Here is a 23,122-nt window from a genome sequence, read left to right as displayed (position 1 = left end):
TAAAACATATGAAAGTAAGCAACCCTACCTCTCGCTTTAAGCTCAAAATCCCATCCCAGTTCAGCGTGCTGGACGTGGGAAGTGGTCACAACCCACACCCCCGCGCAAACGTGGTCACCGACAAATACATCGAGGACAACTATCACCGCGCCGGCGACATCAAAGTACTGAAGAAACAACGTTTCGTGCAGGCCGATGGTGAAACCCTCCCTTTCACGGACAATGAGTTCGATTACGTAATTTGTTGCCATGTGGTTGAGCACGTCGACCACCCCGCGCAATTTATGGATGAGCTCAGCCGCGTCGGCAAGGGCGGATACCTGGAAGCGCCTTCCATGATCGGCGAGTTCATGATCCCGCGCGGCGCCCACAAGTGGGTGTTGCTGGAGATCGACAAAAAGATCGTTATCGTTGACAAAGAGCGCCTGGGCATGAAAAGCACCCACGATTTCGGCGACCTCTTTCTCGACTACCTGCCACGCAATTCCTTCGGCTTCAAAATCCTCCAACGCACCCAGCAACAGATCTTCACCGTCAACTACGAGTGGAAGGAACGTATCGAGTACGTTGTGGAGCCCACGGATGCCGAGTTGAAAAAATACTTTACTCAAGTTTGGGACAAAAGCATGTACGAACACATTGTTCCCAAACGAAGCCTCGGCAAGGAATATATGGCCGCCATGGGCGCCACGGTCGATATCTTCAAGAACGTTTTCAAATCCAAGGTATTAAGCCGATTCCGCTAGATGAGAAACAGAGTACGTTTTTACGAATTGGGTCTTTGTGTCAAAAGCTATGGTTTTTGGAAAGGCCTGGTCCTCTTCATTAAGCTCAAGTTAAAGAAGACACAATCCATTAACGTGGCGGATGCACGCTATCCCATCTCGCTGCGCAACGGCAGTTCCGATCAATTGGTATTCAAGCAAGTTTTCCTGCTGAAGGAATACGACCTCGACCAGGACTTCGGCATGCCCGTCCCCTCGGACATAAAAGTGATCATCGACGCCGGCGCCAACATCGGCCTGGCCTCTGTTTACTTTGCCAACCGCTATCCCAACGCCAAGATCATCGCCATCGAACCGGAAAATGGGAACTTCGCGCAGCTGAAGAAAAACACCGCGCCCTATACAAACGTCATCCCCTTACAGGCGGCTCTGTGGCACGAGAAAGATGAACTGATCATCAACAACCCGGACTCCAGCGACTGGGGTTTCATGGTAGAACAAAACACTTCCAAAAAAGCCGGTGCTGTGCCCGCCCTGTCGGTAGCAGACCTGATGGAACAATACAACATCAAAAGCATCGACTTGTTGAAGATCGACATTGAAGGTGCCGAGAAGGAAGTATTCGAATTCGGTGCAGAGAAATGGCTGCCACACGCCAAGACCATCGTCGTGGAGTTGCATGATCGCATGAAACCAGGATGTTCCCGCGTCTTCTTCGAGGCCATTAAGAAAGAGAACTTTGCGCTGCTGGTTTCGGGTGAGAACCTGATCTGCGTACGCGCTTAACGCTGCCTTAACATATCGGCCTGCGTGAGAATCTCGCGCAACAGATATTGTTGGCCCTTCTCGCTCAGGTGGCCGTGATCGATATAGTTGGAAAGATCCTTCGTAAAGAATTCATACTCCGGCGTATTGAAATCAACGATCCGCGCATTCGGCATCACCGCCAGCATCTTTTGTTTATATTCTCCCAGTGGCCCACGGAACTTATCGAAAAGCGGAAAGGGCAGCGGATGAAAATAGCCGATCACCTTTACGTTCTTCTCTCTGAACGCTTGCAGCAGCGCCACAAACTCGGTCATGGCGACGGAGTCGATCTCGGTCTTGATGGCGTCGGGGCGTTTTAACTGCTCCTGGATCTTTTCTTCCACCGGCATCACCTGCAGGATCTTGTCATAGAAATTGTAGCCGTAGTCGTTGAACTGGTTTGGCGGATATTTGCCGGGCATCAGGTTGTGATCGCGGATGAAACGGATCGCGTACGTCTTGTACAGGCTCATAGATCCCAGGGCACCGTAATATTCCTTCGGATTGATCATCCCCGTCTTCATACCGTGATCGTGCGTCAGATAGGGATGGAGACACACCAGCACGAACTGCGGGGCCTTGTGTTGCAGCGCCTGGTCCACCACAGCCTTCTGTTCCGTGATGTTCGCCCCCATCATGCTGAGGTTATAGATCTTGTGTTCCGTGATGAGCTTCGGGTTCAGGTTGGCCGACAAGGACGGCCCCAGAATATAGCCCTCAAAATTTTCGGGCACGTAGCGATGGGCCAGCAAATATTTGCTCGTGCGCTCGTCGCTGTAGATCGAAATACTGCGTCCCTTCACCGGGCGGAACAATCCATAGAGATCGACATACGCATTGATGGCGACCAGCACGACCGTGAGCAAGATCACGACGAGTGTGCAGCGCAAAAGAAATTTACGAGCCGTCATACGTTTAGAAATCAAAGTATAAAAACTCCTGGTTCGTGGCCGAATTCAGGAACAACAGGTTGAGCATGACCACGATGATCAGTGTGGCCAACCGCCGGTAGTCGGGCTTGAATTCAGCACCCAATTCATTCGTGTTTTTGGTGAACAGCAAAACAGCCGCGGCGATCCAAATGGGCGCCATGTAGTAATCGCTCACCAGCGATACATCGGACGTTTGTACGCCCTTGCCCACCATCGCCTTCAGCAAATCGATTGCCGATCGCCAGGAAGGTGCGCGGAAGAACACCCACGTGACGTTCACGTACAGGAAGGTGAGCACCACCCCAAGCCAATCGGCCATGCGCAGGTTGAGCCGTGTAAACTGCCGGTGGATCACCAGCGCGGCGCCGTGCAGAAATCCCCAGAAAATAAAGGTCCATCCCGCGCCGTGCCAGATGCCCCCCAGGATGAAGGTGATCATCAGGTTGCTGGCCGTACCCCACTCCCCTTTCCGGTTTCCACCCAGGGGGATATAAATATAGTCACGGAGAAATTGACTGAGCGTGATGTGCCACCGCCGCCAGAACTCCTGGATGTTTTTCGATTTGTAGGGGGAGTTGAAGTTCAGGGGAAAGTCAATATTGAACAACAATCCTAAACCAATAGCCATATCGGAGTAGCCGCTGAAGTCAAAATACAATTGCGTGGAATAGGCCAGCGATGTGACCCAGGCCTGCACCGTGGTGAGCGCCGCGGTGTCTCCATAGCCCTTGGCAACAATAGTCGACAGCGTGTCGGCGACAATGATCTTTTTGGCCAGCCCCAGGTTGAAAATAAAAAAGCCGCGCGCCAGGTTGGGAAAATTCAGGAACGCATTTTTTTGATCGGCAAACTGCGGCATCAGTTGCGTGTGGTGCACGATGGGGCCGGCGATGAGGTGCGGAAAAAATGTGACGAACAGGCAATAGTGCGAGAACTTGTAGTTGCCCACTTTCCCCTGGGAGCTATCGACCAGGTAGGCGATTTGTGTGAACGTAAAAAAGCTCACGCCCAACGGCAGCACTACATTCAGCAGGGCATAATGCCCTTCGAACAAGCCATTGAAATTGGTGAGAAAGAAGTTGGCGTATTTGTAATAGAACAACACGGCCAGGTTCGCGGAAACACCCACGGTGAGCAGCCATTTTTTCCGGTGCCGGATGATGAGATTGCCAAACGTGAAATTGAAGATCATCGACACCCCGATCAGGATCAGGTTGGCCGGGTTCCACCAGCCGTAAAAGAACAACGATGCCACCAGCAACCACAATCGCGACGCCTCCACCTTCTGGCTCGACGACAGCAAAAAGTAAACAATTAAGGTTACCGGTAAAAAAGCAAAAATGAATTCAGGTGAACTAAAGAGCATATAATGCTAGCTTTTTTCCTCCTTTGGAACATTGTTCAGCACAGCGGGTCCCAGTTTATTTTGCAATGATTTGAGGAAGTTAAGCGATTCTTTATCCTCTTCCGTAATGGAAGAATCGGCCGAGAACACGGGGATGACCAGGTCGACAAAACGCACCAGTTCGCGCGAGTCGGAGAACTCGTTCAGTCCCGCGCCTTCCAGGATGATGTAGTCGTACTGCACCTTCAGCCACTCCAGCAACACTTTAAAATCGCCACCCGGAATGATCTCCGAGGGAGAAAGCTGGCTCATCTTGTTCCCGATAATGTCCACCATCGGGTTGGTTGTCGGGGTAATCAGGTTCGTTTCCGGATCTTTGGTCTCGCTGTGTTTGGCGGTGCCGATCAGCTTGGTATTCTTGTTATAATATTCCATCAACTGCTTCAGGCTGAAGCGCGCGGTCAGCATCGTCGTGAGGCTGTTGTTGCGCATGTTGGTGTCGATGATGAGGGTGCGTTTGTGAATGAGGCCCAGCGAATAGGCCAGCGACATGATGGAGAAGGTTTTGCCTTGCGCCTTCTTCGTGCTGGTCACTAAAATAACCTGCACCTTCCGGTTCTCGATCTCATAGCGGATCTTGCGCAGGTCGTGGTTGAGGCGGTTCAATTCCTGCGACTCGTTTGCCGGTGTAAAGAAATTCCAGTTCGGTGCCCCGCCGTTTTTTGGCAGTTGTTCCAGTATACCCGCCAGTGGCAGTTTCGCCAGGTTTTTGAACCGTTGTGGCGTCTTAATGCGGGTGTCGAGCATTTCCAGCAGGATGACGACAAACGCGCACAAACCGAAGCTCAGCACGCCCGTGAAAACCATGAACACAATGGTCTTGCGCGACTCGGGTTTCTCGGCTACTTCGCCCACCACCACTTGTTTGATAGGCATTTTGTTGGTCACCAGCTTTTCGCGCGCTTCGTTAAAACGGGTTTGCGCGGCCAGGTATTCTTCGCGCGCCACTTCCACTTCTTTGCCCATGGCCTGGCTCACGGCCTCACGGCTGGCAAAATTGCCCACGCTGTAGCGGATGGAATTCAAAATGTTATTGAGCGACACCAGGTTCTCGCGCGAGATCTCGAGGTCGATCTTGGTCTGGTCGCGTTTATCTTTTAGCGCATTCAACTCTGCGGGGGTGAGCTTGGTGGCCTCGCCGGCAGCGTTCATCATCCCTTGCAACTGGTTCCTGAAAGCGGTGATGCTATCCAGCAGTACCTGGTCGGTCTGCCCGCCGGCAACGTAGCGCTCGTTGAAGGTGTTTATTTTTTTCCGGAGGTCGACGATCCGGCTGTTGGGTTTGTTTCCCCGGCTTTGGTCGGCCTGTTCTATTTTCATTTCCAGGTTGGCCAGGGTCAGTTCGTTGCCGCGGATGCTCTTTTGCTCGTCGGCGATCTGGTCTTCATAGTCCTGGATCTGGCGGATCTTGCTGGCGCCCTCCGCTTCCGAGTTGATCATCTCGTGGTTGGACTGGAAGTTTTTGAGTCCCTCGGTTTTCTCGTCGAGGTATTGCTTGCGTTGGTCCACAATGGATTGCAAAGACTCTAATGACACATTGGAGCGGCTCAGTTTGATGTTGGTATAATACCGGATGAATTCGCTACACAGCGTATTCACCACATAGGCCGAGAGGTAGGGGCTTTCGGAGCTATAGCTGATCTCGATATAATCGGAAATATTGATGCGGTTGATGGCCAGCTCTTCGTTCAGGGCTTCATAGTTGTAGCCATAAACATCCATCACTTTTTTGACAAGCTTTTGCTTGGGGTCGGTGAGGTCGAGCAGGGTTTGGCTTTCGAGCTTCTCGTTGAGGATCTTCTCGAATTCGGCCTTGTGACTGTTAATGTCCACGTTGGCGAGCTCTTCCAGCTTGGATTGGGATGGTTTGCGGAAGGGCATTTCCTTGCCGTCGAGGTCGCGGAGCAACAACCGGTAGGATACCTGCGAAAGCACCACCCGCGACTTGATCTGTTCGATCAGGTTGGTGAAGGTGATCTGCATTTCGTAGGGATTGAAATATTTCCCGTTGTCGCCGATCAGCTCATCGGTGACGGTGATGCCGGTGGCCATCTGGGCGCTGGACCGGTACTTCCATTCGCCCAGCATCCGGATGAGGAAAGCCCCGCCAACCGATAGCAGCGGGATGATGATGAGTATCCAACGTTTTCTCCACAGAACACGGAAGAGGGTTTGTAAATCCATACACTAGGGCATAAGGTATCAAAGTTCACTAAAAAATCGTAGCCTTCAAAAATATTCGTCAGTTATACAGCAGGATTGTTTCAACCCTTTATATTTACGAAAAACAGTCTATGCTGGCGTATATCAAACTCATTCGGGTTCACCAATGGGCTAAAAATACTTTCATTTTCGTTCCCATCTTCTTTGCGGGTCAAGCGTTCGAATGGGACCACTACCCCAACCTGATCCAGGGATTTTTTGCCTTCAGCTTCATGGCCAGCGCTATATACATTCTCAACGACTATCGTGACCGCGAGGTAGACCGGCTCCATCCCAAAAAACGGTTCCGGCCGCTGGCTTCGGGGGCGGCGAATGTTTACGTCAGTTTTGCACTCCTGGGCGCCCTGCTGGCGTCCTCCCTGTTTATTGCCTTTTCGCTCGATCGCAATTTCCTGATCCTGCTGAGCATCTACGGCCTTATGAACGTAGCCTACACTTTTGGGTTAAAGAATTTATCCATCGTCGATATTTTTATTGTCGCCTCCGGATTCCTTTTCCGCATCTACTCGGGCAGCGTGCTCTCGGGTGTGCAGATCTCGCATTGGCTCGCCATCATGGTGATGCTGCTGTCGTTGCTGCTGGCCCTCGCCAAACGCCGGGATGACCTGGTGCTGGGCAAGGATGGCGGCGTCGTGCGCAAATCGTCACGAAACTATAACGTGGAGTTCATCAACGCCTGCCTGGCCATCTTTGCCGGTATCATCATCGTTGCGTACATCATGTACACGGTGTCGCCCGAAGTGACGCAACGTCTCAACACGCAATGGCTTTTTGGCACCACCATTTTTGTGATCGCCGGGGTGATGCGCTACCTGCAGATCACCTTTGTCTCTGAAAACAGCGGATCACCAACGACCATCCTGCTCAAAGACAAATTCATCATCCTCACCCTGCTGGGTTGGATCGTCAGCTTCTACCTCATCATCTATATCCACTAAGGCATGGCGCAAAAGCACCTGGTCCTTTTCGATTTTGATGGAACCCTCACGCGGAAGGATACACTCTTTGCCTTTATCCGCTTCTATCACGGTACGTTCCGGTTCCTGCTGGGGTTCGCCTGGCTCACCCCCGTGATGGTGCTTTACATGACCAAGCTTATCCGAAACGACCGGGCCAAGGAAATTGTTTTAAAACATTTTTTTGGCAACGTTCCCGTAACGCGACTCCGCACAAAAGGGATCGAATTTGCCACCACCGTCGTCCCGAATCTGCTGCGCGAACAGGGACTGGCCCTGCTCAAGGATTACAAACAGAAACAATACGATATCGCTGTGGTGTCGGCCTCACCGGAGGATTGGGTTGGTCCCTGGTGTGCCCAATGGCAAATCCGCTGCCTGGCCACCCAACTGGAAACCCGCGATAACCTTCTCACGGGCAAGATCAAGGGACAAAATTGTTTTGGAGAAGAAAAAGCCCGTCGCATCCGCGAAGCCTATGACCTGGCCGGCTACGACCGCATCATTGCCTATGGCGACTCGCGCGGCGACCGTGAAATGCTGGCCCTGGCCACCGACCCCCACTATCGCTCCATCGTCTGACGCATCAGCACCAGTTCGATCTGGTCTTTGCCCGCGCCTTTTCCGCCCTTGCTCAGCTTGTCGATGCGCGACCCGTCTATTCCAGCCAAAACCAGTTGGTTGATCACTTCCAAAAGACGCTTCGAGGTCAGTTCGTCCTCTTTGTCAAAATATTGCAATTGCACACGAATCTCGTGCTTGCTCACCAGCTTGTTGGTGAGAAACCAGATCAGTTCGCGCTGGGGCGATGTCAGTGTAGCAACCTGGGGCGCGAATTCTATTTTGCGGATCACCTTGATGCCCAGCAGTTCCTCCGTTTCTTTTTCCGTGAGATAGGTGGCCGTGGCCGCCGAGGGACGAAGTTTTGCCTTGGTCCGGTAGATGTCGTCCGACTTCCCGCCGCGGTTGCTCACAAAGTAGGCCGACGAATCTCTTTGCAGGGAAAAATACGCGTCGAATTTCGGGGAGTTCACTTGTGTTCCCAGGTTCTTGGGCACCGTCCAGGTTTCCCAGGAGTTATAGAGACGGTCGCTGTAGAAAATATCGGCGTCGCCCGACCCGGGGTGGCCATTGCTGGAAAAGAAAAGCCGGGTCTTGTCGGCCGAGAGGAACGGCGATATTTCGAAGCCTGACGTGTTGATGGTCGCGCCCAGGTTCTGCAACGCCGACCATTGGCCATCGGCCCCTTTCAGACTGAGATACAGATCTTCCTCGCCCCGCGAGTCGGGACCTTTCATGGAAACAAACATGACATCAAAATCCGGCGACACATAGATCCCCAGAAACCCTTCGGAGCTAAGGCCCTTGATGGGGACCAACTCCGGGCGCGACCATCCCGTTTCGGTGCGCTGCAAAAAATAAATTCCCTTTGGTATTTTCGAGGAGGTAGTGTTGAGCATGTAGACCACTCTTCGCCGGGAGTTCACACCCACCACGGCGTTGTTGCCCTTGTCGTTTGGCAGTTCGTCGTTTACGGCCCGGCCCCAGTCGTTGGTGGTGGTGTTGAAGTGACTCACCCAGGCGTCGGTGCCCGCAAACTTACCCCCTTCATTCTGCACGGAACCCGACCGGATAAAATACAGCGTACTGCCGTCCTCCGACAACAGGGGCGCGGACTCATTCTGATCGCTGTTCACCCCTGGCGGCAACTTCACCGGCGGACTAAAATCCAACTCCTGCCCTACTGCCAGACCGGCCGGAAGAGAAAGTAATATGATGATAAGACTAGCTAAGCGCATCCGCCCATTTTTTATTTAATATGCCTTCGTTGTCCACACGGTAAAATGGGGCCACGCCTCGCGGCAGCAACCCACTCCAAATAAGATGCCAGGGAGACGTGAAGGCGGGGATTACACACGTTGGCAACTGACAAAAATAACAAATATCTTAACTTCTCCGTGTTCCTATTTAAATTGCCCCTTGTAGCATAAACTCCCCAAAACCCTCGCTATGGATACGCTTGCGTTCTACCTTTTCTGGCTCGGCAGCGCCGTGGTCCTCTACACCTATATCGGCTATGGCATCGTGGTCTACGTGCTGGCCAGGGGCAAGGGCAAGCCCACCCCAATCCAGCCCCTTCCCGACGCTGATCTGCCGGAAGTAACCCTGCTCATCGCCGCCTATAACGAGGCCCCCTACCTCGAAACAAAGGTACACAACACCCTAAGCCTGGACTACCCCGCCGACAAACTCATCGTCAAATTTGTGACAGACGGTTCGTCCGACAACAGCCGCGAGGTGCTGGGCAAGTTCCACAACATCGCTGTTTACCACCAGCCCGAACGCCGCGGCAAGATCCACGCCGTGAACCGGGTGATGAAATACGTGACCACCCCCCTGGTGATCTTCTGTGATGCCAACACCGACCTGAACGACCAGGCCATCCGCAACATCGTCCGCCACTACCAATCGCCCGACGTGGGTGGTGTGGCGGGTGAGAAACGCATCTTTAAAAAGGCCAAGGACAATGCCTCGGGTGGTGGCGAGGGGTTGTATTGGAAGTACGAATCGTTTCTCAAGAAAAAAGATTCCGAACTCCACTCCGTGGTGGGCGCGGCAGGCGAATTGTTCTCCGTGCGCACAGCCCTCTACGAGACACCTCCCGAAAACATGATCATTGAAGACTTTTACCTGTCCATGCGCATCGTGGGCCAGGGCCACCGCTTCATCTACGAGCCCGAAGCTTATGCCACCGAAATGGCGTCGGCGTCGGTAGAAGAAGAATGGAAACGCAAAGTGCGCATCTCTTCGGGCGCGTTCCAGGCGATGGGCATGTTGATGTACCTCCTCAATCCCTTCCGCTACGGCATCGTAAGCTTCCAATACTTCTCGCACCGTGTGCTCCGCTGGACCCTGGCGCCACTCTCGCTGGTGCTGGTTCTCGCGAGCAGCCTCTACCTGGCCTGGCAGGGTTTATTCCTCTACCAGTTGGCCTTCGCCGCCCAGGTCTTCTTCTATGCCATCGCATTTTTAGGGTATCTCAATCGCGACAAAGAAATTTCCATCAAAGGTTTTTTTGTGCCCTACTATTTTTCCGTGATGAACCTCGCTGTGTTTGCCGGACTCCGGAGATTTATGAAAGGAAGTCAAACCGTTTTGTGGGAAAAAGCAAAACGCTCCGTCGTGAACGAACCCTAAACATTTGCGCCTCCAAACGAAAGAAAAAATTGAAAAACGCGAAGCACTTTGCTTCAACTTTACGAGCCTGAGTGATTGCGGTTCAAAAATTCTTCACATTCGCCGTGCACACACACCAAAAATTTAAAAACTACCCGAAAACATGCATCACATTTCCAAAACAGTGTTGCATTTAGCCCGATTCACCCAAGAGCCCCGAAACGAATTTTCCATCAAAATATTTTATTACCGATAGGCTATCCGTAACATTCGGCTCCGTTTTAAGCCCGTCTGGCGACGCGGTAGGTGGCAGTTTTCCGCCGATCACACGTAGAAAGGAAAGTTTCCCCAAGTAAATAAAAGGGCCAGAATAAAATTGAAAACAATACACCCTTGATTAAACACAATATTTGAAATGATTTCTCTGCACCCGATGCTCTACCTTGGTGTATGCCTGAACGTGTACACGGAAAATATGAAATAAACCCCATAAAAAGGGGGGTGATCATCGCTCTCACCATCAGTTTACTCATCGGAATCGCCATCGTGCTCCTGGTGTTCATCGTCATCGATTCATTCACCCGCTAAAAAAGTTTTTTCATCGCCATTTCTCTGCAAAAAGAGACGTCGTCTTCCCTGTGAAAGCGCATCGCATTGACGAATGGACGTTATCAGCGATAAGCGCGCAGTTCTTTACTGTCTGGCGCCATCTACTTTTCTTTTTTGAAATCCATCCGAAAACATGTCCCATTTCATAGGGTTCCCTGCGGATTTTCAACACTCATTTCCGGGCTTTGATCGTGTAGGTGATTCCTTTTTTTGTTGGAAATGTCGTGACGTAACCGTGTTCGCTTTTCGTGGAGGTAGTCTTCGCTCCTTCTACCCTTATCGGGGCGGCTGACCGTATCGTGCACGTCGTCCCATTCAATGACAGGACGCTGGCTTGTTGCAGCGCATTATTCTTCCAGCTCATCTCCACCACAAATCCTCCCCTTGCTTTGAGACCGCTAACGGTACCGCTAGACCATTCGCGGGGAATGGCCGGCAAGAGATGCAATTCCTTGAGATGACTTTGCAACAACATCTCCGTGATGCCCGACGTGCCCCCAAAATTCCCATCGATCTGGAAGGGCGGGTGGGCATCGAACAGGTTGGGATAGGTTCCGCCGCCGTGTGAATAATCCGTTCCCTCCATGCCCGTGAGCGTGAGTTGCTCGCGGATGAGTTTGTGCGCATGGTCGCCGTCCAGCAAGCGCGCCCACACGTTGATCTTCCATCCTTTCGACCATCCTGTGCCTCCATCGCCGCGCAGTTCCAACGATTTACGCGCGGCGTTGGCAAACTTCGGCGAGGTTAAGGGTGAGATCTCGCGTCCGGGAAAAAGTCCGAAGAGGTGGGAGATGTGGCGATGCTGTGGGTCCTCTCCATCCCAATCCTTATACCACTCCTGCAGGTCGCCTTTCTTGCCTACCTGTAGAGGAAAAAGCCTGGCCCGCTGGGCGGCTATCGTTTTTCGAAACGCCTCATCGGTTTCCAGCACCGTGGAGGCCTCCATCACGTTGTCGAAAAGGTCGCGGATAATGGACATGTCCATCGTGCTGGCAACGGAGACCGACCCCTTGACCCCCTTGTCGGTGACAAAAACATTTTCCGGTGATGTGGAAGGTGCAGTCACGAGGTTGCCGTCTTTATCTCTGATCAACCAGGCATTGCAAAACACGGCGGCGTCTTTCATCACGGGATAGGCGGTGTTGCGGAGATAATCTTTGTCGCCGGTAAATTGATAGTGTTCCCACAGGTGTTGACACAACCATGCGCCGCCCACCGGCCAGTTTGCCCACGAAGGGCTGCCGCTCACGGGATTGGTGGTGGCCCAGATGTCGGTGTTGTGGTGCAACACCCAGCCCGGAGCATCGTAGAAATTCTTTGCCGTCTCCTTGCCGGTAACCGAGACGTGTTGAATGAGATCGATCAGGGGAGATGCAATTCAGAAAGGTTGCACGATTCCACCATCCAGTAGTTCATTTCGGTGTTGATATTGGTAGTGTAGTTTGCACTCCATGGCGGCCGCACTTCCTGGTTCCACAAACCCTGCAAATTGGCAGCGGTGCCCCCTGGCCGCGACGCGGAGATGAGCAGGTAGCGGCCGAACTGGAAATACAATGCCTCCAGGGCTGGGTCTGCTTCGCCTTTGGTATAGCGCTTCAGGCGCTCGTCGGTGGGAAGTGCGCTGGGCGGATTGCCGTTCAGTTCCAGGCGGACGCGTTGGAAATATTTCTGGTAGTCGCCAACGTGGGCTTGTTTTAGTTGATCGAATGAAAGTCCCACCGCGGCTCCCATTTGTTGCGTCGCGATAGCGTGTTCGTCTTTGCCATCCTTCAATGGGCATTTGTCAAATCCGTTAAAACTCGTGGCCGCCGAGACAAACAACAGGGCCTCCGTTGCGTTGCTCACCTGCACTCCTGTTCCGGAAGTTACAACCTGTCCGTCGCTGGTCTTCACATTCACCTGGAGCTCAAAACGCATGCCTTTGCATTGCTGTGGGTCGTTATAGATCACGGGCAATTCCATAGTTTCCAGGTAGCTGGGATCGGTGTGGGACGGGGCATTTCCTTTCAACACGATTTGATTGTCGCTGGCTTGAACCTTCGCCGTCAATGGACTGGTGGCTAGCGCTGTAAAATTCAGGGCTCCCTTTTTGCTGGCCGTCAGGCGGATGATCATCACGCGTTGGGGTGCTGAAATAAATTGCTCGCGCGTATACTCAACGCCGTTCACCGTAAATCGGGTGGTGGCCACGGCCCGGGAAATATCCAGGTCGCGATAGTAGGCCGTAGGGGGCCCGCTCAATTCTTGTTTTAACTGGAGGTCTCCCAGGGGTTCATACGACTCCGTGAAAAGGCCTTGCATTTTTTTTGTCAACGCTTCGGCAACTTGGTAATCTTCTTCGAACAACGCTTTCCGGATCGCCGCCAGGTATTGTGGCGCAGCCGGATTAGGATTGGTATTGACGGGCCCACCTGACCACAGCGTGGCTTCGTTGAGCTGGTAGCGCTCCTCGGCGACGCCGCCAAACACCATGGCGCCCAGGTGGCCGTTGCCCAGCGGCAAGGCTTCATTCCAGTTTCGCGCGGGTTGTTGATACCAGAGCTTCAGATCGTCCTGCGCCAAGACACTTGGGGAAATTATGCAGAACATAAACCATACAAGACAAATCAGGTGTGCGGAGGGACGGGGCATAGAAAGAGTAAGATTGACGTTGTAAACAATGAGACGCAATACTAAAACGAGCGATCAATATAGCACACTTGCGGATGGGATGACAGACTCTTTTTTTTGGAAGCTATTTTTTTAGGACGGCAGGAGACGTCCACAAATAATCCCGCATCTTTCCTATCTTCACTTTTTATTTTTCTGTTTTTTGGAAGCTTTCCTTACCGGTCGAAAATTTTATGCGGTCTATTATTTGTGAACATCCTGATTTGCTGTCCTTTCAAAGTAAACCTGAGCCTTCGTTGGAAAACGGGAAGGCCTTGTTGCGGGTAAAGCGCGTGGGCATTTGCGGCACCGATCTTCATGCGTTCAAGGGAAACCAACCGTTCTTTACCTATCCCCGCATCCTGGGTCACGAACTGGCCACGGAGGTGATGGCCATCGACGGCCCGGATCATGGGCTGAAGGCTGGCGACAAGGCCGTAGTCATTCCCTATATCCACTGCGGCCAGTGTGTGGCCTGCCGCGCGGGCAAAACCAATTGCTGCCAGAACCTGAAGGTCTTCGGGGTTCACACCGACGGCGGCATGCAGGACATCATCTCGCTGCCACCCCATTTGCTGATCCCGGCCAACGACCTGTCGTTTGACGAGATCGCCATTGTGGAGCCGCTTTCCATTGGCGCGCATTCCCTGCGAAGGGCGGGCGCAAAAAAAGACGACCTCGTGGTGGTCCTGGGATGCGGGCCGATCGGCATGGGGATCATCCAATTAGCAAAATCTGTAGGAGCCACGGTGGTGGCCGTCGATATCAACGAGGGCCGTTTGGAAATGGCGCGGCAACACTTCGGGGCGGACGCGACCCTAACGGCAAACACCGAGGCTATCGAAAACCTTAAAAAATTCACCGGTGGCGACCTGGCCCAAATTGTCATCGATGCCACGGGCAGCAAGCGGGCCATTGAAAACGCTACCGACTATATGCGCCACGGCGGAACGTTAGTGTTGGTCGGACTCTTCAAAGGCGAGCTGGCCTTTCAGCATCCCGTGTTGCATGCCAAGGAAACCACACTCATGTGCAGCCGCAATGCCACGCGCCAGGATTTTGATTTTGTGATGAACGTGCTTCGCGAAAAGAAATTCAATACAGAAGCTTATATCACCAAACGTGCGTCGTGTGGAGATATCCTGATCGAAATGTCCACATGGGCAAGTCCGTCCTCGCCCGAGATCAAGGTGATGACGGATTGGGATGTACGGATTTAATTCCCGGCCATTTCAAAATGGTATTTGCCCGCTTCCAATTCCAGCACGACCCTTCCCTGCTCCGTTCCCGCGATGCGAATCCCCTGGCTTGCTATGGTTTTCCCGCTCTCTTTCAGGTTTGCCGCTTTTCCCGTGGGTGCATAGTAGGTGGCCGTAGTGTTCGCGGGCACTTCGATGTCGTGGACGAACCTGCCGTTCTCATTTTTCCATTCGCTTGACAGGGTTCCATACGCCGATTCATATTTTCCTTTTGCCCATTGGAGGGTTTCCGTGTGCTCCGTTTTGATGATGAAGTGTTTGAATCCGGGTACGTTGTTATCGAGCCGGATCCCCGTCAGCGCTTTATAGAACCACGAGCTCATGTCGCCGAACATGATGTGGTTGAGCGACCACTCGCCTTCCCAATCTTCCCATTGTGTGGTGGCTCCCTTCGAAAGCCAGTAGCCCCAACTGGGATACGTGGTTTGTGTGATCACCTTCAGGGCCAGGTTGGCCTCTCCCGCATCGGTCAACGCATGGGGCATATAGCGGGCGCCAAGAATGCCGGTGTCGATGTGATCGTTTTTGAGGTGCACGGCCTGCACCAGCTTTTTGCGCACCGTGTTCACGAGGTTGTCGGGCACCAGCCCGTGAAAGAGTGCCGTGCTCAGTGCGGTTTGTGAGCCATTGGCATAGGTCTGTGTTTTTGGGTTATAATATTTCTTGTGGAAAGCCTCTTTTATTTTGGCGGCCAAGGCCTGGTAGGCTTGCTGATCGGCTGTGTTGCCCAGAAGACCGGCGGCCTTGGCGACCGTCGTAGCACCATAATAAAAATATCCGGTTGAGGTAACCCCAACGGGCGTTTCCGTTTCCACCGGTATCCAGTCGCCAAGACCGAAGTCGGCGATGAGTTCGGGGGAACGCGTGTGCATGTAGTCGACATACTTTTTCATGGTGGTGAAATTATCCTGGAGGATGCGGCGGTCGCCGGTGTAGCGGTAGGTTGTCCAGGGAATGACGATGCAGGCGATGTCCCAGGCGGGACCGTTGCCCCAGTAGTAGCCCCATCCGGGTGTGGGTATGATGCCGGGCAAGTTGCCGTCGGGTTGTTGCTCGTCGCGAATGTCGCCCAACCATTTTTGATAGGCCGTTGCTGCGTTGAAATTCGACAGGCCACCTTCGCATGCCAATTGCGCGTCGCCGGTCCAGCCATTCTTCTCGCGCTGAGGGCAATCGGTGGGGAAGCCTACAAAATTGTTGCGATACGACCAACGGGTGGCCTGCTGTATTTTGTTAACGACTTCGTCGGAGCATGTGAAATCGCCCACGCTCTCAAACGAAGTGGAGATGGCTTTCGCCTGAATGCTTTTCAATTGCGGCAGCTCGCCATCGGCCCACACTTCCACGTAGCGAAATCCGTGATAGACAAACCGCGGCGACCACTGCTCGTCTCCCCCACCCTTCAGGGTATAGCGGTCGACCTGGAACAGCGAGTCCGCCAACAAGTTGTTGATATTCGACTGGTCGGCCGCCCCATTGGCGTCCACCTTTTCGGCATATTTGAATTGCAGTCTGCTGCCGGCTTTCCCCGCAACGTTCAGGCTCACGAAGCCTGCCATATTCTGCCCGAAATCATAGACGATATGGCCATTGGCCAGGCGTTGGGACTTTACGGCGTCCAGCACCTGCGTTACCTGGACCGGAGGCTGCTTTTGAGACCGCAATGTTCCAATGGGGCCGGCCACCCGGCGCACAGGCTGCCAGTTTTTTTCATCGGCTTCTGCTTCACTCCAGCGTGGCACTTCCAGGCGGGCATCGTAATACTCTCCCTGGCGGAGCGCTGTAAACAAGGTTGGCCCGGTGGTGGCCAGCCAGCTCGCGTCTGTGGCTACAATTTGTTTTTCGGCATTGTCGTAGGTGATCTCCAATTGCAATTTCAGTGCGGGCAAGTTCCGCCAGGGAGCCTTATCAAAACCCCATACTTCTTTTGATGTGGAGTTGTACCAACCGTTTCCCAACATCACGCCCATGGCATTGGCACCGCCTTTCAGGAAAGTGGTCACATCATAGGTTGAGAAGAGAACAGTCTTGTCGTAGTTTGTGAAGGCAGGATTGAGAATGTCGTCGGAAACTTTCTTTCCGTTGATAAACAGTTCAAAAAAGCCGGGCGCCGCCACATAGACGGTGGCCTTTGCGACGTTTTGTTTGAGGTCGAACTTCTTGCGGAGCAGGGGCATCGGTTCCAGGAAGTCGTGAGTCTCGCCTTTGATCATAGCATAGCGGTGGCGGTTTAGTTTCTGAAAATCAAACACCGCAGGAGCGCTGATCCATGCTGCCATAAAGTCTTGCGTGTTCACCGTCATCTCCCAAAACTGCGCGGCGCTATACAGCGTTTCTTTCCCGTTGCGATCCCAGACTTTCACTTTCCAGAAATAGCGTTTGCCGTTTTCCAATGCCGGGCCACCATAGGGAACGAGCACCGATTGTTCCGACATCACTTTCCCCGAATTCCACACCGGCGAACGTTCCACATCGTTCTCGGTGAGGCCTACCACGATCTGATACGCAGTTTGCTTTTCGCCACGTGCAGTCGAGGCGATCTTCCACGAAAGCGCCGGATGCGCATCATCGATGGTGACAGGATTTGTGGCGCTGTTGCAACGCAGATCGTAAAGCCGGATGTCTTGCGCTTGCGCGATGCAGCATATTGAAAGTGAAGCGACGAGGGCGCAGAAAGCGGACAGTAATTTTTTCATGATGTAAGAAGTATATGGAATTTTGTCCAATGTCCTTCTTAAAATTAAATCATGCAAAATTCATCACCGATAAATCGCGCGCGGTGATACAGGATAGATCAGGATGGTTATTACAGTTAACACCGCCTTGTTATTCACATTTCATTGCATCCACCGGGCTTCGTCTGGCCGCTGCCACCGTAAGTGCACCGGTGGTGATCAGAGCGAGCGCGGCAATGATCATCACCGGACCGGCAAACATCAGGATGCCCAATGGCATTTTATAAGCATATCCTTCAAGCCATGCCTTCACACCATAACAAACCAATGGCATACCCAGTGCTCCGCCCAGCGCGATGAGCCTGAGGAGGTCTCGTGTTAAGAAGATAACGACATCGGAAACTGAGGCTCCGAACACTTTCCGGATACCGATCTCCTTCACTTTTCGATTGACGGAATACAGGGTCAGGCCGAATAGGCCCGTACAGGAAATGAATGCCGCCAGCAGTGAAAGTGCAGACACCAATGTTCCCAACTTTTGATCGGCGTTATATTGCCTGTTGAAAAACTCATCGAGGAAATAATATTTGAAAACATTCCCCGCATACGCTTCCTTCCATTTGGATTCTATGGCGGTCAAGGTCTGGGAAATATTTTCCGGAGCGATCTTGATCGCGTACCGTGGATTGCGCGGATACCCTTCCATATACAACAGCGGCTCAATGCTCGTTTGCAACGACCGGTAGTGATAATCTTTCACGACACCGATCACTTCGAACTGTCGGCTGCCCACAAAGATCAATTTTCCCAACGCCGCTGCATTCGTGGAGAAACCAAACCTCCTGCATGCGGCTTCGCTGATGAGCATGGCTTTACGATCGTTTTCCGATGCCGCATCAAAATTTCTTCCTTCCAAAAGCGGAAGTTGGAATACCTCCAGGAACTCGGTGCCTACCGCAACGATGCGGCTGTCATACCTCGGGGTAGCGTTTTCCTGTCCTACAGTAATGTCCATCCGATGCCAATCGATCTCCGTGCCGGCAAAGGTCGAAGCATAAGTAACGCCCTGCACGCCGGGCAACAGCTGCAGGTCGTGCTGGAATGTCTCAAACTTTTGCACGGTGGTGGCATCGGTCAGCAAGGGCTCCTCCACGATGAGGGTTTGATCGATGGCGATGCCCAGGTGTTGGCCCTGCATAAACCCGATCTGCTGTTGGATGGCCACCACGGCCGTGATCAAGATCATCGATACCGACAATTGGACCGTCACCAATATTTTTCGCAGTGCAGCGCGATCTGCGTAGCTGGCAATCTTCCCCTGCAGCGACGACAAAGGCTTGAAGGAGGACAAAACCAATGCCGGGTAGAAGCCCGCGCAGAGCGACGTGACCAAAATAAAACCAGGGATCAAACCAAGGACCCATGGCTCATGAAAAAGCGTGACCGGGATGGGCTCCTGCAGAACGTTTGTCACCAAAGGCCATGCGACAAAAAACAAGATCACGGCAAACCCAAACGAAAGCACATTAAAGAAAAAAGACTCCATCAAAAACTGAAAGACCAACTGGCGCCGTGTGGCCCCCATCAACTTGCGAATGCCAACGGCCTTCATGCGCTCAAAGAAACGGGCGGTGGAAAGATTGATGTAATTGAATCCTGCCAGCAACAGGATCACTGACGCCAACAAGATAAAGAAACGCACCACCGCGCTATGGCCACTTCCATCCAGTGCATGGAGCCGGATGTCGCGTATCGGCTCCAACAGGTAACGGTCGCCGGTGTTGTCGTGGTGATGTTCTTGGACGATGCGCGACAACGCAAAGGTCAGGTCCTGGGGCTGCACGCCAGGGGATAACACCACATACGTGTTCACCTCGCTCCAATCCCAGTCCCCATTCCAGGCCTGCTCGTCCTTCGGCGGCAGCACGAATTGAAAATGCTGGTGCGCGTTTACGGGAATGTCCTTGAACACGCCACCGATGGCGTATGCCGCGCTGTTGTTGTTGAATCCCACCTCCAGCGTCTCGCCCATCACGTCGGGCCGGCCGAAATATTTCAACGCTGCCGATTCGGAGATCAGGATAGTGTTTGCATCGCGCAGCATTTTGGCTTTATCACCTGCCGCCATGTAGAGGCCCAGCACGTCAACGATGGAGGGATCAGCAAAAACAATCTCCTCTCGGTCCTCGACCAGGCGCGCCTTATGTGTTACTACGCCCCGCGTCTTGTAACCGATGCGCGCCACGGACTCGACACCGGGCGCGGTTTGTTTCAAAGCATATCCCAGGCCAGCAACCGTGTTGGGAGTGATCTCGTCGAACACGCCATTCTCCGTGTTGTATAGATTAACGCGATACGTCCGATCGGCTTGTTTATTGATATCTTCAAAGCTGTTCTCGAACAAAACAAATTGGGTCACCAGCAAACAGACGGTCACACCCAAAGTGAGGCCGGTCAGGTTCACAAACGAAAACGCCTTGCTCCTGCCCCATTGGCGAGCGATCACCCTGGCATTTGTGCGGAGCATGAGATTGTGGTGTGGGTGCCGGTGAAGCTTGTTCCTCAGCAAAATGCCCGGCCGGAAAAAACGGAGCACATTCCACATCAGCCTTTGGGAAGCTTTGCGTTCTCCAAAAGCCATCAGGTCCTTTTCATACCGCTGCAGGAGGTCCCCTTCAATGGCTTCATGCAGATGGGGTGGGCAAAATCCTTTTAAGAAGCGGAGGGCCAGGGCGCGTAGCTGCATAGTATGAGGTTATATCCTTATATTTTGTTAAGTAAATAACAAAATAAATTTCTGAATTGCAACGAAGCCGGTATCGATCACTTTTGTCCAGTTACGGGCACCTCCCTCGCAAACAACGCTACGAAGAGGTGGTGCCCGTGGGGCTGGCAAGTTCTGGCATACACATTGTCATTGCCGTCGCACATATTACCCTGTCTTATGATGCGCCCTATCAAATTATTTGCAGTCCTTCTTGTCCTGGCATTCGCGGGATACGTCGAAGCCCAAACCCCGAAAAAAGCCAAGCACCGCATCGTTATCGATCTGGCCCACAAGCAAATCTTCTGGAACGATCCGGCGGGTGTGGAGGGAAAGGATCCCTCCCTGGTCAACCGGATAAAATATATGACCGGCGAGATCACGAAAACCGCCAACTCCGTGGATGCGGAATTGGTGTATGTCAAAGATGAAATAAAACCGGAGCAGCTCACCAAAGGCAGCCTCTTGTTTATCCATATTCCATCGGGACAGTACACTCCCGCAGAAGTCAGCGCCGTGACCAAGTTCGTCAGCAACGGGGGCTCGTTGTTCGTCGTCATGGATGCGGACTACTGGTCCAACTTAAAACAAACCAACGTCAACGATCTGATCCGCCCCTTTGGCATACAGTTCGACGGCGCCAATCCCGATAGTCTGTCGGGAGGCACAACCAAGGCCGGCCTCATCACGCCCAAGCCTTTGAAAATATCCTATCACGGAGCCAGGATCATCAACGGCGATGGCACGCCGTTCTGCTATAACATCCGCACCGAAAAATTTCCTTTCGGCGTATACAAGGAAATAAAAAACGGTGGCAAGATCATCGTGATGGGCGACGGCATGGTCTCTTTATACATGACCAGTTGGGAGGGCGTCAATGATTATCAATGCCAGGAATTTATGCACGACACCTTTCAGTGGCTTTTGAAGCGATGACGCCATCGTCCGCTCACTCGGTCAGCGGTCTTTTGAAAATTTCATCCCAGGCGTCCAGGGCAGGTTTGGGTTGAAAAAGTTTGTCGACCAGTCCGAGATAGGCAAAGTAGGCTATGTTGGCGGGAACGTCCGCGGGCAGGTGATCGACATCGATGTCGGTGAACGTCAATTGAAAATAGCCGATAGATTTCACGGCGCTCAACAGTTGGGCCTGGCGTTCGATATAGTGTTGTTGTATTTCCGGTGAGCTCGTAAATGTCCGCGTATCGGTGGTGACGGATGCGGAGGTCCAACCGCCTTCAGAAATAAACACGGAAATGTCTTTGCCATCCACCAGGCGAGAATAAAAGTCCGACGGAATCTCCTCGGGCGTGTCGAACCCAAAGTAGGGATAAGATGATATGCCCAGTTCTTTCATAAACGGGAAGTCGGTAAAATCCTGTGCAATGCCCTGGTATGTTCCACCGGTAAGTCTTCCCCATGCATGATCGGCCTGAACGCTCACGCTCACCTTCGCATTGGGCTTCACCGCGAGAATATCCTGGGCGGCGAGGTTGGCCGCTTGTTTCACGCCGTTATAGATGGCCGCCGAGGCGGCGGAACGGATCAGGTTGGTCTCTAAGGCAAGTCCCAGGTGATCGGGAGCCAATACGCTGTCAATAACAAATACGAATCTGCGGTAAACATTCTGCACGGCGGGATCGGCAATGGTTTTGCCTGCGGCGACCAGGGCCAGCGCATCCGCGCTACGGTCGAGCCCGTTTTGCGGATCGATATAGACCCAGAGTTTGAAATTCTTAGTGCGGTAATAATCCACCAGACCTTTGTAGTTACTGACGACAAAATTAACGACGTCTGTCCCGGAGTAAATTTCTTTCCAGGGAACTTCGGTCGTGATCATGGCAGCATCGGCGCGAGTGGTCCACATGTTTATGGATTGAATAGCCATATTTAAGTCATCAAAGCGCGGTGCGGAATTTTGAAACCCCATGCGGTAGGTGCGCTTCTCGCCCTCGGGTGCTTCGTTACAGGATGTGAGGATCAGAAAAAGCAACAGCAGTGCGGATGAACCTCTTAACATTTTCATAATGTTACTATTTAAACCAGCCGCCTCTTCCCGGAGATAAATCGCCAAAGACGTGCGTCACAATTTAACACGAAATTTTATAGCGCCAATGGGGATTCATATTTTCCCAGAGTCGCTGCTCATCCCTATCCGCCCGTAGGCGCTATCGGTTACTTGAATTCACATCATGAACCTCTGCCAGAGCAATGTCTTATGTTAAGCGTAACCCACCATCGATTTCCAATACCGACCCGGTCATGTAATCGTTGGTGACCGCGAAAAGTATTGCCTCAGCGATATCGCCGGGCTGTGCCACACGACCCACGGGAATCTGGGTGGCATACTCACTGAACGTCTTCTGTTTTGAATCTTCATCGAGGAAGTCCCACCAGGCCGTGTCTACAACGCCCGGCGCGATGGCATTGATGCGCAAGGGCTTCAGTTCCCGGGCCAGCGACGGTAGCATCGCCTCCAGGCTGGCATTGATCGCAGCGAGGCCCGACACACCGATGGCCCTTGAGCGGGATGATATCGAAGACACCAGGGTTATGCTGCCCCGCACATTCAGGTAAGGCAGCGCAGCCTGTATGATGTTCAACTGCGGAAACAATTTGCCTTCCAATCCTGAGCGAATGTCATCCAGGTTCAGGTCCCTGAACAAGCCACCTCCTTTGCCGCCACTCAGGGTCACGACCAGGTGATCGAATGTCCCGTAGCGTCTAAAGAAAGCATCCAATTGTGCTCTATCACCCGCATCGATGGCGGCGGTGTTTATTTGTGGAAATTTATCCGTTACCGCTTTGAGTTTATCTGTGCTGCGACTCAGCGCGGTTACGGCGGCGCCGGTTTCCGCCAGCATGGAAACCGTGGCCAAACCAATGCCGGAGCTTCCGCCGGCAACCACTATTCTTTTGTCTTTCAATTTCATATTGTTTGATC

Annotated in this window: 17 protein-coding genes and 1 pseudogene; 8 read left to right on the top strand and 10 right to left on the bottom strand. The window is 52.8% G+C overall.

All coding sequences use genetic code 11. From position 1 onward, the window contains the following. Positions 1-8 precede the first annotated feature (8 nt). Together BUB30_RS27130 and BUB30_RS27125 are read left to right on the top strand one after the other, a co-directional pair. Positions 9-746, top strand: a complete 738-nt coding sequence (locus tag BUB30_RS27130; RefSeq protein ID WP_073140862.1) for a class I SAM-dependent methyltransferase — start codon at positions 9-11, stop codon at positions 744-746. After that, positions 747-1,511, top strand: coding sequence for an FkbM family methyltransferase (locus tag BUB30_RS27125; protein WP_084138433.1), 765 nt, complete (start codon positions 747-749; stop codon positions 1,509-1,511). On the opposite strand, the gene BUB30_RS27120 is transcribed toward BUB30_RS27125, so the two are convergent. Genes BUB30_RS27120 through BUB30_RS27110 form a run of 3 tightly spaced genes read right to left on the bottom strand, consistent with a single transcriptional unit; the run spans position 1,508 to position 6,053 of the window. Further along, positions 1,508-2,443, bottom strand: coding sequence for a hypothetical protein (locus tag BUB30_RS27120; RefSeq protein ID WP_073140860.1), 936 nt, complete (start codon positions 2,441-2,443; stop codon positions 1,508-1,510). The genes BUB30_RS27125 and BUB30_RS27120 overlap by 4 nt on opposite strands. Positions 2,444-2,447: 4 nt before the next feature. Beyond that, positions 2,448-3,830, bottom strand: a complete 1,383-nt coding sequence (locus BUB30_RS27115; RefSeq protein ID WP_073140857.1) for an MBOAT family O-acyltransferase — start codon at positions 3,828-3,830, stop codon at positions 2,448-2,450. A gap of 6 nt (positions 3,831-3,836) precedes the next feature. Continuing rightward, entirely contained in the window at positions 3,837-6,053 is a 2,217-nt protein-coding gene (locus tag BUB30_RS27110) for a GumC family protein (protein ID WP_073140855.1), read from the bottom strand. A 110-nt stretch (positions 6,054-6,163) separates the two neighbouring features. On the opposite strand from BUB30_RS27110, the gene BUB30_RS27105 reads away from it, so the two are divergent. Both BUB30_RS27105 and BUB30_RS27100 read left to right on the top strand, forming a co-directional pair. Beyond that, positions 6,164-7,030 carry a UbiA prenyltransferase family protein gene (locus tag BUB30_RS27105; protein ID WP_073140853.1) on the top strand — a complete coding sequence of 289 codons (867 nt, stop codon included), beginning with the start codon at positions 6,164-6,166 and terminating at the stop codon, positions 7,028-7,030. Positions 7,031-7,033: 3 nt separating this feature from the next. Then, positions 7,034-7,630, top strand: a complete 597-nt coding sequence (locus BUB30_RS27100; RefSeq protein WP_073140852.1) for an HAD-IB family hydrolase — start codon at positions 7,034-7,036, stop codon at positions 7,628-7,630. Here the strand turns inward: BUB30_RS27100 and BUB30_RS27095 are convergent. Beyond that, positions 7,612-8,847 carry a PD40 domain-containing protein gene (locus tag BUB30_RS27095; RefSeq protein ID WP_084138432.1) on the bottom strand — a complete coding sequence of 412 codons (1,236 nt, stop codon included), beginning with the start codon at positions 8,845-8,847 and terminating at the stop codon, positions 7,612-7,614. The genes BUB30_RS27100 and BUB30_RS27095 overlap by 19 nt on opposite strands. 211 nt (positions 8,848-9,058) lie before the next feature. On the opposite strand from BUB30_RS27095, the gene BUB30_RS27090 reads away from it, so the two are divergent. Both BUB30_RS27090 and BUB30_RS35330 read left to right on the top strand, forming a co-directional pair. Continuing rightward, positions 9,059-10,246, top strand: a complete 1,188-nt coding sequence (locus BUB30_RS27090; RefSeq protein WP_073140848.1) for a glycosyltransferase family 2 protein — start codon at positions 9,059-9,061, stop codon at positions 10,244-10,246. A gap of 429 nt (positions 10,247-10,675) precedes the next feature. Continuing rightward, positions 10,676-10,813: a hypothetical protein gene (locus tag BUB30_RS35330; protein ID WP_178377212.1), complete on the top strand. Its 138-nt coding sequence runs from the start codon at positions 10,676-10,678 to the stop codon at positions 10,811-10,813. Between the two features lie 193 nt (positions 10,814-11,006). On the opposite strand, the gene BUB30_RS36025 is transcribed toward BUB30_RS35330, so the two are convergent. Together BUB30_RS36025 and BUB30_RS36020 are read right to left on the bottom strand one after the other, a co-directional pair. Continuing rightward, positions 11,007-11,309, bottom strand: coding sequence for a glycoside hydrolase family 95-like protein (locus BUB30_RS36025; RefSeq protein ID WP_394334009.1), 303 nt, complete (start codon positions 11,307-11,309; stop codon positions 11,007-11,009). Positions 11,310-11,363: 54 nt separating this feature from the next. Then, positions 11,364-13,423 (bottom strand): annotated as a pseudogene (locus BUB30_RS36020) (glycoside hydrolase family 95 protein); the annotation flags it as partial. Positions 13,424-13,740: 317 nt separating this feature from the next. Between BUB30_RS36020 and BUB30_RS27080 the strand changes: the two are divergent. Next, entirely contained in the window at positions 13,741-14,703 is a 963-nt protein-coding gene (locus BUB30_RS27080; RefSeq protein WP_245804184.1) for a zinc-binding alcohol dehydrogenase family protein, read from the top strand. Here the strand turns inward: BUB30_RS27080 and BUB30_RS27075 are convergent. Together BUB30_RS27075 and BUB30_RS27070 are read right to left on the bottom strand one after the other, a co-directional pair. Next, a complete protein-coding gene (locus tag BUB30_RS27075) occupies positions 14,700-17,438 on the bottom strand; it encodes an alpha-L-rhamnosidase (protein WP_143165102.1) in 2,739 nt (912 codons plus the stop codon). The two genes, BUB30_RS27080 and BUB30_RS27075, sit on opposite strands and share 4 nt — an antisense overlap. Positions 17,439-17,568: 130 nt before the next feature. Beyond that, on the bottom strand, positions 17,569-20,163 hold the full coding sequence (locus BUB30_RS27070) for an ABC transporter permease (protein WP_073140844.1): 2,595 nt from the start codon (positions 20,161-20,163) through the stop codon (positions 17,569-17,571). A 198-nt stretch (positions 20,164-20,361) separates the two neighbouring features. On the opposite strand from BUB30_RS27070, the gene BUB30_RS27065 reads away from it, so the two are divergent. Then, positions 20,362-21,117 carry a hypothetical protein gene (locus BUB30_RS27065; RefSeq protein WP_073140842.1) on the top strand — a complete coding sequence of 252 codons (756 nt, stop codon included), beginning with the start codon at positions 20,362-20,364 and terminating at the stop codon, positions 21,115-21,117. A 13-nt stretch (positions 21,118-21,130) separates the two neighbouring features. On the opposite strand, the gene BUB30_RS27060 is transcribed toward BUB30_RS27065, so the two are convergent. Together BUB30_RS27060 and BUB30_RS27055 are read right to left on the bottom strand one after the other, a co-directional pair. Beyond that, positions 21,131-22,204: a hypothetical protein gene (locus BUB30_RS27060; protein WP_073140840.1), complete on the bottom strand. Its 1,074-nt coding sequence runs from the start codon at positions 22,202-22,204 to the stop codon at positions 21,131-21,133. A 190-nt stretch (positions 22,205-22,394) separates the two neighbouring features. Further along, positions 22,395-23,111, bottom strand: a complete 717-nt coding sequence (locus tag BUB30_RS27055) for an SDR family oxidoreductase (RefSeq protein ID WP_073140836.1) — start codon at positions 23,109-23,111, stop codon at positions 22,395-22,397. Positions 23,112-23,122: the final 11 nt, after the last annotated feature.

The sequence above is a fragment of the Chryseolinea serpens genome (assembly GCF_900129725.1).
In the GTDB taxonomy this organism is placed as follows: domain Bacteria; phylum Bacteroidota; class Bacteroidia; order Cytophagales; family Cyclobacteriaceae; genus Chryseolinea; species Chryseolinea serpens.
This window is presented reverse-complemented; position numbering and strand designations above follow the sequence as displayed.

What these genes read in the sequence shown, in the direction of transcription:
- BUB30_RS27065 (WP_073140842.1), top strand. Translation starts at nt 20,362, where the DNA reads ATGATGCGCCCTATCAAATTATTTGCAGTCCTTCTTGTCCTGGCATTC.
- BUB30_RS27120 (WP_073140860.1), bottom strand. Translation starts at nt 2,443, where the DNA reads ATGACGGCTCGTAAATTTCTTTTGCGCTGCACACTCGTCGTGATCTTG.
- BUB30_RS27105 (WP_073140853.1), top strand. Translation starts at nt 6,164, where the DNA reads ATGCTGGCGTATATCAAACTCATTCGGGTTCACCAATGGGCTAAAAAT.
- BUB30_RS27125 (WP_084138433.1), top strand. Translation starts at nt 747, where the DNA reads ATGAGAAACAGAGTACGTTTTTACGAATTGGGTCTTTGTGTCAAAAGC.
- BUB30_RS27060 (WP_073140840.1), bottom strand. Translation starts at nt 22,204, where the DNA reads ATGAAAATGTTAAGAGGTTCATCCGCACTGCTGTTGCTTTTTCTGATC.
- BUB30_RS27070 (WP_073140844.1), bottom strand. Translation starts at nt 20,163, where the DNA reads ATGCAGCTACGCGCCCTGGCCCTCCGCTTCTTAAAAGGATTTTGCCCA.
- BUB30_RS36025 (WP_394334009.1), bottom strand. Translation starts at nt 11,309, where the DNA reads ATGTTGTTGCAAAGTCATCTCAAGGAATTGCATCTCTTGCCGGCCATT.
- BUB30_RS27075 (WP_143165102.1), bottom strand. Translation starts at nt 17,438, where the DNA reads ATGAAAAAATTACTGTCCGCTTTCTGCGCCCTCGTCGCTTCACTTTCA.
- BUB30_RS27115 (WP_073140857.1), bottom strand. Translation starts at nt 3,830, where the DNA reads ATGCTCTTTAGTTCACCTGAATTCATTTTTGCTTTTTTACCGGTAACC.
- BUB30_RS35330 (WP_178377212.1), top strand. Translation starts at nt 10,676, where the DNA reads ATGCCTGAACGTGTACACGGAAAATATGAAATAAACCCCATAAAAAGG.
- BUB30_RS27100 (WP_073140852.1), top strand. Translation starts at nt 7,034, where the DNA reads ATGGCGCAAAAGCACCTGGTCCTTTTCGATTTTGATGGAACCCTCACG.
- BUB30_RS27130 (WP_073140862.1), top strand. Translation starts at nt 9, where the DNA reads ATGAAAGTAAGCAACCCTACCTCTCGCTTTAAGCTCAAAATCCCATCC.
- BUB30_RS27095 (WP_084138432.1), bottom strand. Translation starts at nt 8,847, where the DNA reads ATGCGCTTAGCTAGTCTTATCATCATATTACTTTCTCTTCCGGCCGGT.
- BUB30_RS27110 (WP_073140855.1), bottom strand. Translation starts at nt 6,053, where the DNA reads ATGGATTTACAAACCCTCTTCCGTGTTCTGTGGAGAAAACGTTGGATA.
- BUB30_RS27055 (WP_073140836.1), bottom strand. Translation starts at nt 23,111, where the DNA reads ATGAAATTGAAAGACAAAAGAATAGTGGTTGCCGGCGGAAGCTCCGGC.
- BUB30_RS27090 (WP_073140848.1), top strand. Translation starts at nt 9,059, where the DNA reads ATGGATACGCTTGCGTTCTACCTTTTCTGGCTCGGCAGCGCCGTGGTC.